11 protein-coding genes are annotated in these 12059 nt (G+C 75.1%); 1 reads left to right on the top strand and 10 read right to left on the bottom strand.

The window, feature by feature from the left end; genetic code table 11:
* Position 1: 1 nt before the first annotated feature.
* The 5 genes from M8H82_RS17280 to M8H82_RS17260 all read right to left on the bottom strand — a co-directional run bounded on the left by M8H82_RS17280 (position 2) and on the right by M8H82_RS17260 (position 7407).
* On the bottom strand, positions 2-1039 hold the full coding sequence (locus M8H82_RS17280) for a rod shape-determining protein (protein WP_250074901.1): 1038 nt from the start codon (positions 1037-1039) through the stop codon (positions 2-4).
* A gap of 181 nt (positions 1040-1220) precedes the next feature.
* Positions 1221-2555, bottom strand: coding sequence for a carboxyl transferase domain-containing protein (locus M8H82_RS17275; RefSeq protein WP_250074900.1), 1335 nt, complete (start codon positions 2553-2555; stop codon positions 1221-1223).
* The gene (locus M8H82_RS17270) at positions 2548-3993 is read right to left on the bottom strand and encodes an acyl-CoA synthetase (protein WP_250074898.1); all 1446 of its coding nucleotides are present in this window, start codon (positions 3991-3993) and stop codon (positions 2548-2550) included. The genes M8H82_RS17275 and M8H82_RS17270 overlap by 8 nt, the downstream gene beginning before the upstream one ends.
* A 170-nt stretch (positions 3994-4163) precedes the next feature.
* Positions 4164-6425: a LuxR C-terminal-related transcriptional regulator gene (locus M8H82_RS17265; protein ID WP_250074896.1), complete on the bottom strand. Its 2262-nt coding sequence runs from the start codon at positions 6423-6425 to the stop codon at positions 4164-4166.
* Between the two features lie 100 nt (positions 6426-6525).
* Positions 6526-7407, bottom strand: a complete 882-nt coding sequence (locus M8H82_RS17260) for a hypothetical protein (protein ID WP_250074893.1) — start codon at positions 7405-7407, stop codon at positions 6526-6528.
* A 106-nt stretch (positions 7408-7513) separates the two neighbouring features.
* Between M8H82_RS17260 and M8H82_RS17255 the strand changes: the two genes are divergently transcribed.
* Entirely contained in the window at positions 7514-8560 is a 1047-nt protein-coding gene (locus M8H82_RS17255; protein WP_250074891.1) for a MerR family transcriptional regulator, read from the top strand.
* Positions 8561-8563: 3 nt separating this feature from the next.
* On the opposite strand, the gene M8H82_RS17250 is transcribed toward M8H82_RS17255, so the two are convergent.
* From M8H82_RS17250 to M8H82_RS17230, 5 genes are all read right to left on the bottom strand, one after another.
* On the bottom strand, positions 8564-9394 hold the full coding sequence (locus tag M8H82_RS17250; RefSeq protein WP_250074889.1) for an MEDS domain-containing protein: 831 nt from the start codon (positions 9392-9394) through the stop codon (positions 8564-8566).
* Positions 9395-9480: 86 nt separating this feature from the next.
* Entirely contained in the window at positions 9481-10113 is a 633-nt protein-coding gene (locus M8H82_RS17245) for a hypothetical protein (protein ID WP_250074887.1), read from the bottom strand.
* Positions 10100-10906 carry an FkbM family methyltransferase gene (locus tag M8H82_RS17240; protein WP_250074885.1) on the bottom strand — a complete coding sequence of 269 codons (807 nt, stop codon included), beginning with the start codon at positions 10904-10906 and terminating at the stop codon, positions 10100-10102. Before M8H82_RS17240 ends, M8H82_RS17245 begins: the two co-directional genes overlap by 14 nt.
* A complete protein-coding gene (locus M8H82_RS17235) occupies positions 10903-11130 on the bottom strand; it encodes a Trm112 family protein (RefSeq protein ID WP_250074883.1) in 228 nt (75 codons plus the stop codon). The genes M8H82_RS17240 and M8H82_RS17235 overlap by 4 nt, the downstream gene beginning before the upstream one ends.
* The gene (locus tag M8H82_RS17230; protein WP_250075260.1) at positions 11127-12038 is read right to left on the bottom strand and encodes a hypothetical protein; all 912 of its coding nucleotides are present in this window, start codon (positions 12036-12038) and stop codon (positions 11127-11129) included. The genes M8H82_RS17235 and M8H82_RS17230 overlap by 4 nt, the downstream gene beginning before the upstream one ends.
* Between the last annotated feature and the right edge of the window lie 21 nt (positions 12039-12059).

Here is a 12059-nt window from a genome sequence, read left to right as displayed (position 1 = left end):
ATCAGGATCCGAGCGGGTCCAGTTCCAGGGGGGCGATGCCGCCCTCCAGCATCGTGCCGAGGCCCTGGACCGCGCACACGTCCGGGCGTTCGGCGATGTGCACCGGCATGCCCGTGGCCTGCCGCAGCATCTGGTCGAAGCCCGGCAGCAGGGCGCTGCCGCCGACCATCATGATCCCCCGGTCCGCGAGGTCGGCGACCAGGTCGGGCGGGCAGTCCCGGAGCACCTTGCCGATGCCGTCGAGCACGGCGGTCAGCGGGGTCTGGATGGCGTTGCGCACGGCGGCGGTGTCGACCTGCACCGAGCGGGCCAGGCCGGTGGCCACGTCCCGTCCGTGGATCTCCGTGGAGGCCGGCCCGTGCGGGGTGAGGCCGTTGCCGGACAGGGCGAGCTGCAGCGGCCGTACCGACTGGCTCGGCAGCACCAGCTCGTGCTGGTGGCGCAGGTGCTGGACGATCGCGTGGTCCACGGCCTCGCCGCCGACCGCGATCCGCTGGGCCGTCACGATCGAGCCGAGGGAGAGCACGGCGACCTGGGTCGCCGCCGCGCCGCACACCATGATCATGGTGGCTTCGGGGCGCTCCACGGGCAGTCCGCAGCCCACGGCGGCGGCGATCAGCGTGTCCACCAGTTCCACCCGGCGCGCGCCGAGTCCGACCAGCGTCTCGATGGCCGCGCGCTGGGCCAGCGGATCGGCGTCGTGCGGGGTGCAGGCGGCGGCCCGCAGGCGCGGCTTGCGGCGCAGATTGCGGCGGATCTTGTCACCCAGCAGGTGCCGCAGCATGCGCTGCGCCATCTCGATGTCCACGACCGTGCCCCCGGAGACGGGGCGGACGACCCGGATGTAGTCCGGCGTGCGGCCGGTCATCTTCTCCGCGAACTCGCCGACCGCGATCAGCGCGCCGGTACGGGTGTTCACGGCGGCGGCGGAGGGCTGGTCGACGACGAGCCCGGCCCCCTTCACGTACACCCGTGTCCTCGCCGCGCCGAGGTCGACGGCGAAGTGACAGCGGCGCAGCTGCTCCAGACTGGCGGTCATGGCAGGCCTCCCGAGAGCACAGACCGTGGGCCGCCGGGTGGCGGCCCTCACTCGCATCGTGCGGGTGAACGGGAGACGGCGCGTGTTGTGGTGGGCCGGGCGGGGCGCCGCTGAATGGGGGTTTTTGTCGCTTATGTCCGTTGTAAATATTCCATAAGGTGTTGGACATACTCACACCACGTCAGCTGCTCTGTGCGACACCGCGGATCACCCCCAGTCCGACCAGGTCCTGCGGGCGGATCCGCAGTTGGTCCGCGGTCGTCTGCACCTCGTGCGGCGGGCGCTTCAGGATGGCCGCCGCGAGTTCCGGCGCGATCACCGAGAAGTAGCTGTCCGGGGTGGCCCAGGTGTTGCCGGGCGCGGCCAGCGCCAGCGCCCCGCCGGAACCGCCCTCGCCGATCACCAGCGTGGTGACCGGCGTGCGCGCCGCGGCCACCGCGGAGAACAGATCGGCGATGGCCGCCCCCGCGCCCTGCCGCTCCGCCTCCGCGTCATTGGCCGCGCCCGGGGTGTCCACCAGCGTCAGCGCCGGGATGCCGAGCCGGTCCGCGAGCCGGATCAGCCGGGCGGCCGTGCGGTACCCGGCGGGCCTTGTCGCCCGCCCGGTCTGCGCCGCGTAGGCGACCGTACGGCCCCGGTGCGCGCCGAAGCCGCACAGCATGCCGTCCGGGTCCGTGCCGCCTGCGCGGTCGCCGCCGATGGCGACGCGCTCGGTGAAGTAGGCGTCCAGGTAGGCCTCCGCGCGCGGACGTTCGGGTGCGCGGGCCCGGCGTACCGCGTCCCAGCCGGTCGCCGGGAGTTCCGCGGAGCCGAGGGCCGCCGGCACCGGCGCGGGTTCCCCCGAGGGCGCGGTCAGCAGGCGCAGCCACCGGGCCAGCGTCGTACGCAGCTCCTCCGGCGCCACCAGCGCGTCGGCCGCACCCGCCGCCACCTGGGCCTCCGCGGTGTAGGCGGCGGGGTCCGCGGCCAGGGGCCGCACCCGGGATCCCGCGAAGCCGACCTGGGCACCGGGCAGCGCCAGCACCACGTCGGCGCCCGCGCCCAGCGTGGCCCAGCCGCCGCCCGTCGTCGGGTCGCGCAGGACGGCGACCTGCGCGAGGCCCGCCTGCCGCGTCAGCACCGATTGGCGGGCCACGCGCTGGAGTTGGGTCAGCGCGAGCATGCCCTCCTGCATCCGGCTGCCGCCGGTGGCGATCAGCGGCACGACCGGCAGCCGGTACCGCCGGGCGTGCTCATGGGCCGCCTCCAGCCGGTCGCCGGTGCGTTCGCCGAGCGAGCCGCCGAGGTAGCCGAACTCGAACGCGATCAGTACCGCCCGGGTGCCGCCGACGAGCCCGGTGCCGCAGACCACGGACTCCTCCTCGCCGGTGCGCTCGGCGGCCCGCAGCCGGGAGCCGTCGTAGCCGCGCCAGCCGAGCGGGCCGTCGGGCGCGGAGTCCGGCTCGGGGTGCGGGAGTTCGGCGAAGTCGTCGGTGAGCAGGGCGAGGAACTCCCGGGCGCGGAGCCGGTCAGCCATGGGTCAGCGCCCGCTTCATGATCTTCCCCATGTCGTTGCGGGGCAGCGCGTCCAGGTGGTGCACCACCCGGGGCCGCTTGTGCGGGGCGAGCCGCCGGGCCACGTGCTCGGCCAGCTCCTCGACGCCGGGCGGGGCGTGCGGGTCGGCCGGTACCACCCACGCCACGATCCGCTCGCCCAGATCGGCGTCCGGCTCCCCGGTCACCGCGGCCTCCCGCACCGCGGGATGCTCCAGCAGCGCGTTCTCGATCTCGCCCGCCCCGATCTTGTAACCCCCGCTCTTGATCAGGTCGGTGGCCTTGCGGCCCACGATCCGGACGTACCCGTCGGGGTCGCGCACCGCCATGTCCCCGGTGCGGAACCAGCCGTCGGCGGTGAACGCGTCCGCTGTGGCGTCGGGCCGGTTCAGGTACTCGGTGAACAGGTTCGGGCCGCGCACCTGGATCTCGCCCACCGTCTCACCGTCGTACGCGGTGATCGGTGCCCCGTCCTCCTCCACCAGCCGCAGCTCCACGCCCGGCAGCGGCACCCCGACCGTGCCGGGGCGGGCCTCGCCGTCGGCGCGGATGCTGGTGTTCATCAGCGTCTCGGTCATGCCGTACCGCTCGATGACCCGCCGCCCGGCCGCCGCCGCGATCCGCTCGTGGTCGTGCACGGGCAGCGCCGCCGAACCCGACACGAGCAGCCGGGCGGTGCCCAGCGCCCGGGCGAGCGCCGGGTCGTCGGGGAGCGCTTGGGCGATGCGGTGGTACATCGTCGGCACGCCGAACAGCATGGTCGCGCCGGCGTCCAGCTCGCGCGCGACGCCCTCCGGGCTGAACCGGCCGAGGTGGCGCACGGATCCACCGCGCCGCAGCGGGCCGAGGACGCCGAGGACGAGGCCGTGTACATGGAACAGGGGGAGGCCGTGCACGAGGACGTCGTCGGCGGTCCACTGCCAGGCGTCGGCGAGGGCGTCGAGGGTGTGGGCGACGGCCCGGCGGGGGAGGACGGCGCCCTTGGGCGGTCCCGTGGTGCCGGAGGTGTAGACGACGAGGGCGGGGTCCTCGTCGTCGGCGGGCCGGGGGTGATGCCCGCCGGTGGCCCGTACGTCGACGTCGACGCGCGCCAAGTTCCGCAGGGGTGCCGGGAGTTCGTCGCCGGGTGCGGCCAGTACGAGGCCGGGGGCGCTGTCGGACAGGATGTGCCCGAGCTCCTTCTCGCCCGACTTCGGGTTGAGCGGTACGGCGGCGGCCCCGGCCTCCAGGGCCGCGACCACCGCCACGGCGGTCTCCAGCGCCGGGGTGGCCCACACCGCGACCCGGCCGCGCCCCGCGATCCGGTCCGCCAGGGCGCCGGTCGCGGCGGCGAGTTCGGCGTACGTCAGGGACCGTTCGCCGAACCGCAGAGCGGTCCGGTCGGGCGGGCCGTCGGCCAGGGCCGGGAAGAGAGTGGACACGCGTCGTACTCCTTGGGCGTCGTACGGGCTCCGGTTACGCCATGATGCCGACCCGGCTCCCGGTAACCGCCCCGCATCGCCCGGTTGCCGGTGTGAGTGCGACCACGCCACCGGTGGGACGTGGCCGACACGTCCCGCCCGCGGGCGCGGTGCTCCGGCGACGGCGCCCGCTATCCCGACCGGGCCGTGAACCAGGCCGCCAGCTGGCTGCGTCTGCTGAAGCCCAGCTTCACCAGGATGCGCTCGACGTGCCCCTCCGCGGTGCGCTGCGAGATGACCAGCGTCTCGGCGATCCGCCGGTTGGTCAGTCCCTGCGCGACCAGCGCCGCCACCTCGGCCTCCCGGCGGGTGAGCGGGCGGGTGTCCGGGGCGCCTGCCGGGCCGGCCGCCCGGCGCCGCAGCGTGCCCAGCGCGTAGGCGATGACGTCGTCGCGGGACAGGGCGCCGCCGCGCCGGTGGGCCCGTTCGTAGCCCTGGTCCCCGAGCGCCCGCCGCGCATGCCGCTCGGCCGGGCACGAGCGCGCCGCGCCCTGCGGCCGGGCCGGATCGCCGCCGATGTCGTGCCAGATCCGGTCGACGGCCCCGCGCAGCACGGCGGCCCGCTCGGCGTGCCCGGCGAGTGCCTCCGCCGCGGACAGCAGGTCCAGTGTGCGGGCGAGGCTCTGGCGCCGGTGTCCGGTGTACGGCAGGCGCAGGCACGCGCGCGCGTGCTCGGCGGCCCGGTCGTACTCGCCCAGCGACCAGTGCGCGAGGCCCAGCGTGCGCAGCGCCCAGGCGCGAGCCCACTGCTCGCCGTGCGCCTCGCAGACGGCGGCGGCCTCGGTGCACAGCGCGGTCGCCTCGCGGGCCCGGCCCCGGCTGACCAGGGTGCAGGCCAGCTCGACGCGGGTGAGGACGGCGAAGCCGACGGTGGTGGTGGCCGGCCGGTCGGTGCCGTAGACGTCGGGCGGCATCGGGGGCGGGGCGGGCACCGGCAGTTCCGCGTCGGCGGGCGGGACGCCGTGCGGGGGGTCGGCGCCGGCGAGGACGGCCGCGGAGCGGGTGTGCACCAGCGACATCAGCGCGCCCGCCCACATGGCGCGGGTCAGTGCCGCCTCGGGGCGCGCCCCGGCCCGCAGCGCCCGGTCCAGCCAGTGCCGGCCCTCGCCCCAGGCGCCGCCCGCCACCCAGTGGAACCACAGGGTCGCGGCCGTCCGCAGCCCCTGCTGGGCCTCGCCCGGGGTGGTGACGCAGAAGTCCAGCGCGGCCCGGAAGTCGTCCCGGTCCAGCCGCAGCCGGTCGGTGACGGCGGCTTGGTCGGGGCCGAACCACGCCTCCTCGCAGGCGGCGGCCAGCCCCGCGAAGTGGTCGCGGTGCCGGCGCCGGGCGACGGCCGCCTCGCCGATGTCCGCCAGCTTCTCCAGGCCGTAGTGGCGCAGCGAGACCAGCAGCCGGTACCGGGCCAGCCCGCCGCGCTCCTCGCGGGTCAGCACCGACTTGTCGACGAGTCCGTCGACCGCGTCCCGCACGGCGGTCGCGTCCAGCCCCTCGCCCGCGCACACGGCCTCGGCCGCGGCCAGGTCGAAGCCGCCGACGAACACCGACAGCCGCGCCCACACCACCTGCTCCTGCGGCGTGCACAGGTCATGGCTCCAGTCGACGGCCGCGCGCAGGGTGCGGTGCCGGGGCGCCGAGGCCGGGTCGCCGCCGGTCAGCAACTGGTAGCGGTCGTCGAGCCGTTCGACGAGCCGGTCCACGCCGAGCGCGCGCACCCGGACCGCCGCCAGCTCGATGGCGAGCGGCAGCCCGTCGAGCCGACGGCACAGCCGGGCCACCGCGTGCTGGTTGCCCTCGTCGACGGTGAAGCCGGGCAGCACGGCCGCCGCCCGGTCCGCGAACAGCCGCAGTGCGGGGAAGTGCTCGGCGGCCGAGGCGCCGAGCTCCGCCGGCTCGGGCGTGGGCAGCGGCGGCACCTCGTAGAGCCGCTCCCCGGCGAGCCCGAGCCGGTGCCGGCTGGTCGCCAGGATGCGCACGCCGTCGCCGGCGGCCAGCAGGGTCCGTGCGACGCGTGCGCAACTGCCCGGCAGGTGCTCGCAGTTGTCGAGTACGAGCAGCAGAGTGCGGCCCCGCAGATGGTCCACCAGGACGTCCAGCGGCGGCCGCCCGGTCTCGTTGCGCACCCCCAGGGCGTCGGCCACGGCATGCGGCACGAACGCCTCGTCGGCCAGCGCGGCCAACGGCACCAGCCACACCCCGTCGGGGAAGGTGCGCGCGGTCTGCTGCGCGACGTGCGAGGCCAGCCGGGTCTTGCCGACCCCGCCCGGCCCGGTCAGCGTCACCAGCCGCGCCTCGGCCAGCAGCCGTCTGACGTCCGCCGACTCGTCCCGTCGCCCCACGAAGCTGGTCAGCTCCGCGGGGAAGCCGGAGGTGCGCCGTGAAAGGGATCCGCCCACGATCCGGTCACGCCCTCTGCTGTGGTCACGCACGCGTGCTCTTGCCCGCAGCGTAAGCAGAAGATCCGCACGGCACGGCGGGTTCGGGGATTTCCCGCCGCTACGGGTGACCGGCCCGTGCCGCCGCCAGCACCGCCTCAACCACCCGCCCGGTCGACCCGGGATGCAGGAACAGGAACAGATTCGGCTCGACCAGCTCCAGCTCCATCACCCGCGGCTGCCCGTCGTCCCCGTCGACGAGGTCCACACGCGCGTACAGCAGCCCCTGCGCGTCCGGTACGGCGGCCAGGGCGCCCTCGGCGACGGCGAGTTCGGCCGCGCTCGGCGTCCACGGCTCCAGCCCCGGGTGCGCCACCTTCTTCGCGTCGAAGGCCGTACCGGGCGCCAGCACGGCCTGCTTGCGGCTGGCGTGCAGCAATTGCCCGCCGAAGAACTGCAGTGCCCGCTCACCCCGGCTGTCGATACTGCGCACATAGGGCTGCACCATCGCGGTGAACCCCTCCTCGTGCATCCGCGCGAGCTGCCGTACGGCCGTGGCGTGCTGGGCGGGCGTGTAGCGGGCGGCGTAACGGGCGCCGGCGCCGGAGGTCGGCTTGACCACGTACTCGTGGTCGTCGGGGAGGTCCGGCGCGGCGCCCGGCGGGAGATACCGCGTGGGCACCACGGGCACGCCCGCCGCGGCGAGGTCCCCGAGATACCGCTTGTCGACGTTCCACCGCACGACGGCCGGCGGATTCGCGAGCCGCGTCACCTTGCCGCACCGCTCGACCCAGGCCAGGAACTCGGCGGTGCGCCAGCTGTAGTCCCAGGTCGACCGGATCAGCACGAGGTCGTACGCCGCCCAGTCGACGCCCTCGTCGTCCCAGTACGCGATGTCCGCCGCGGCCCCGGCGGCGGCCAGCGCCTCGCGCAGCACGGGCAGGTCCCGGTCGTGGCTCGGCTCGGGCCGGGGGTCGTAGGTGACCAGGGCTATTCGGGGCACAGCGGGCTCCAGGCTCGTACGGCAGGACTCCCGAGGCTAACCACACCTTCCACGGCCGGGACAACCGCATTGACCTTCCCCCTCGGTCAAGGCCCAGCATCGACGCATGGAGGAGATGCTGACGATCGGGGCCTTCGCGCGAGCGTGCCGGCTGTCGCCCAAGGCGCTGCGCCTGTACGACGAGCTCGACCTGCTGCGCCCCGCGCACGTGGACCCGGAGACCGGTTACCGCCGCTACGCCCCCGCCCAGCTCGAACACGCCCGTCTGGTGGCCTGGCTGCGCCGCATCGGCATGCCGCTGGCCCGCATCCGGGAGGTCTGCGCACTGGACCGACGGGAGGCGGCGGCGCAGATCCGGGCGTACTGGGCGGGCGTGGAGGCGGAGACGACCGTACGGCGGGACCTGGCCGCGTTCCTGATCGACCAGCTGACGACGACGTCACGAGAGGACACCACCATGCTGCACCTGCGTCACTCGGCCCACTCGGACCGCGGCCTGGTCCGCCCGGCCAACCAGGACACCGCCTACGCGGGCACCCGCCTGCTCGCGGTGGCCGACGGCTACGGCCCCGAGGGAGGACCGGCGAGCAGCGCCGCGGTGGCCGCGCTGCGCCGCCTGGAGACGACGGACCTGCCCGCCGGGAACGTGCTGAACCTCCTGGAGGAGGCACTGCGGCAGGCCGCGCACGGGATGACGCAGGACGCCGGGACGACACTGACGGCCCTTCTGTGGACGGGCTCGCGGCTGGCGCTGGTCCACATCGGCGACTCGCGTGCCTATCTGCTGCGCGACGGCGGCCTGTTCCGCATCACCCACGACCACACGGTGGTCCAGTCCCTGATCGACGAGGGCCGGCTGACCCCGGAGGAGGCGACGGCCCATCCGCAGCGCGCCCTGCTGCTGAAGGCCCTGTCCGCGACGGCCACAGGGCCCGCGGACCTCCGCCTCCAGGACGCCGCGGCCGGCGACCGCTACCTGCTCTGCTCGGACGGCCTGTCCGCGGTGGTCCCCGACGCCCGGATCCGTGACGTCCTCACCGCCGCCCTCGACCCGGACACGGCGGTCCGGTCGCTGATCGCCGCGGCGAACGAGGCGGGCGGCCCGGACAACGTCAGCTGCGTGGTCGCGGACGTGGTGGAGACGGCGGCCTGAGCCTCACCGGGCCGCCCCCTCCAGCGCCACGTCCAGCACCAGTTGCGGGGCCCGGTCCGCGCCGAGTTGCCGCAGCACGAGCGCGAGCAGCTCCCCGCAGCGCACGGTGACCTCGCTGCCGGGCGGCAGGGACCCGGCGAGGTCGATGAGCTGCCAGGCGCAGTGCGCCTCCATGAAGCACACGTCGCGCAGGTCGAGGGCGACGCGGGCGGGCCCGGCGGGGTGCCTGCGGGAGACGGCCTCGCGCAGGATCTCCACGTAGTCCGTGCGGGTGCCGGGGTGCTCCGTCACGCGGAGGGGGTGGGTGCGGGCCATGCCGTCCAGCAGGGTGCTGCCGAAGCGCCGGCGGTCGTACCAGCAGACCGCCGTGAACAGCGGGTCCGCGAAGAGCGGGGCCACCGAGGCCTCGTAGTCCAGCAGACGCTCGCTGTCGATGCCCGCCTTCGCGGCCCAGCCCATGTCCACGGCCACCCGCAGCCCGGACCACCCCTCCGCGTAGGCACGGTCGACCTCGGCCCGGTACGCCTCGATCGTGCGCTCCTGGTGGAAGTCTCCGTCCGGGAGGTACATCTGCGGGGTGCGCTTCAGGGACAGCTGGCCGCAGGACCGGGCGTCGGCGGCCCCGCTGCCGTCCTGGTCCAGCAGGGCGACCACCTCGTCGTCATGGGGGCCGTCGGGATCGAGCACCAGCAGGACCTTCTCCCGGCGGGCGAGGCTGGTGCGGGTGTAGGCGGTGAACACCGCCCACGCCGACTCGCCGTCCCGGGACTCCAGGCAGGCGTGGTCGCCGAGCCGCAGCCGCTCGACGGGGACGGTCCGCTCGGGAAGCTCCATGACCGCGACCTTAGGCAGCGGGCGATCACGGCCCCCCGGATGATCACGGATGACCGGTTCGGCGGCTGATTCCGGAAGGAGAGACGTCAGGTCCGATCGGCTGGGTCCGTATCCGTACCGCGATCGACCGCCGGATCCACCGCCAGGCGTTGCAGCAGCCCCCACGTGAACTCGGCCACGCACGCGTGCCGGGCGCCGCCGCCGTCCGGGGCGGTGAAGGCCAGGCCCCAGCGGGTGGGCGCCGAGCCCTCCAGCGGGCGGGCCGGGGCGAACGCCCGGGCCGCCTCGTCGACCGTGCAGGACCAGGGGGTCAGATCCTCCAGGGTGCGCAGCGGCGGGGGTTCGGCGCCCGGGGCCCGGACCAGCCATTCGTTCCAGACGGCGCCGGTCGGGGCCAGCAGCACCTCGAAGCGCAGGGTGGGCCAGAGCGGGAGCGGCCACAGCCGGGCCTCGCACTCCAGGTCGCCCACCGTGCGCGTCACCACCGACTCCGGTGGACCCAGGACCGAGCGGTACCGGGAGGCGGCGGCGCGGGAGCGGGGCGAGCGGATCATCGCCTGCCACTTCTTGTTCGCCTCCCGCATCTCGGCGATGGAGACGCCCAGTTGCCGGCGGGCGTCCTCCACCAGGCCCGGGTTGTGGTCGGCCATCCGGCGCAACAGGACGAGCTGGAACTGCAGGGGGCCGAAGAAGCCCGGCCCCGGACTAGTGGACGGCATGCGACCCATGGTCGCGCACGGATCCGCCGGGGCGGCGGCCGTCCGGCAGGAACAGCACCGAGTTGACGTACCGCGGACCGCCCCCGGGCAGCACCCGGCGCAGCAGTCCCCGGGCGACGACGTGCTCGGCCTGCTCCTGGTGGGCCTGGAGCGGGAAGCCGGCCAGCGGGACCCAGCTGTCGCCGGGCAGCACCCAGCCGGTGTAGCGCAGCATGGAGAGGTAGGTGACCACCGGGGCGATCGGCTGAATCCGGCACTCCAGTTCCACGAACAGGGCCGGGCGGTCGCGGGACAGGATGCCGGTCGCGCCGCGCAGCACCGCCAGTTCGCTGCCGTCCACGTCGATCTTGATGAAGCCGACGTCCCGCAGCCCGAGTTCGTCGAGGGTGACACAGCCGACGTCCAGGGCGCGGCCGTGGATGTCCCGGCGGACCAGGGAGGACACCCCCCGGTCGCCCGCGTCGCCGGACGGCAGCCAGAGCCGGGCGGTGCCGGGGCGGTCGGAGGCGGCGGCCTGGATCACCCGCACGTTCGGCGGGGCGCCGGCGGTGAGGAGCCGGGCCAGCCGGGGGACCGGCTCGACGGTCACCACCTGGCGGGCCCGCCGCGACAGCCGCCGCGTCCAGGGGCCGTACCAGCCACCGACGTCCACCGCCGTGCCGCAGGACGGCGGGCACATGTCGGCGAGCCGGGCCAGCTCGGGCTCGAAGCGGGGGTACACCGCACGGGCGGCCGCGGCGACGAACCGGACCGGCAGGAAGGGGGCCAGGCGGGCCGCGAGGGTCGTGGTCATGGGCTCATCCGTTGGAGAAGCGCCTCGTGCTCGTCGTCGCCGACCTGCTCCCCGGAGGACGGCAGCAGTTGCGGGATGCCGTCGATCACCGGGTAGCGGCGGCGCAGCCGGGGGTTGTACAGCGCCTCGCCCGGAGCGGCGGGACCGTCCGGCGGGAGCAGGTGCAGCGGGCCCTTGTCGAGCGGACAGGCCAGGATCTGCAGCAACGGGTCGTCGGGTTTCATGGTGGGGTCAACTCCTTGGCGCTCATGGGGGGTTCGGTGCGCGCCGGCTGGTCGTGCCGGGGCATGGACAGCAGTACGGCGACGGCGAGCGCGATGCCCGCGAGCCGCAGGGCGAGCCGCAGCGGGTCCTCGGGCAGCGCCTCGCCGAACGAGAGCGTGCCGAGCACCGCCGTGTAGAGGCAGGTCACGGTCGTGCACACCGGCACGATCAGCGAGGCCCGGCAGCGCTGGAGCGCGGCCTGCGACATCACCAGGCCGAACGCGCCGGTGAACAGCAGCAGATACGGGTACGGCGAGCGCAGCAGGCCGACCAGCGCGCCGCCGAGCCCGTCGTCCGTCAGACGGCTCGACACCCCCTTGATGGCCAGCGAGCTGACCCCGTACAGCAGGCCCACCGCCACGCCGTACTCCACGCCGGTGGTCGGCAGCCGGTGCCGGTGCCGGGCGCGCCGCTCGGCGGAGCTGTACAGCCACACGCCGGCGGCCAGCGAGGGCACGCACACCAGCAGGATCAGCGGGTACGGCGCGTCCTGGCTGACCGTCTCGGAGCCTTCGCGCAGCGACAGCACGACCATCAGCAGGGCGGCGAGGATCGCGGCGAGGGCGTACCGCTCCCGGCCGCTGGTCTCCTCGCCGAGCAGCCGGGCGGAGAGCAGGACGAGCAGGACCAGACCGGAGACGAACAGGCCCTGGGCGGCGGCGATCGGCAGCGTCCGGTAGACGGCCAGCTGGGCGGCGAATCCGGCGGCCAGCGCGAGGGAGCCGCCGATCCACAGCGGGCTGCCCAGCACCAGCCGCAGCAGCCGGGCGGGTTGCCGGATCGTCACCTCGGGGAGGGCGGCAAGTGCCCGCTTCTCCAGGACGAATCCGGTGCTGTACAGGACGTTCGCCAACAGGGCCGCGGCCACTCCCCACCACATGGTCCCGGT

Origin of the sequence: Streptomyces sp. YS415 (assembly GCF_023544665.1) — a bacterium.
GTDB lineage: Bacteria > Actinomycetota > Actinomycetes > Streptomycetales > Streptomycetaceae > Streptomyces.
The sequence above is the reverse complement of the archived record's forward strand: the minus strand, read 5'-3'. Positions and strand labels throughout refer to the sequence as shown.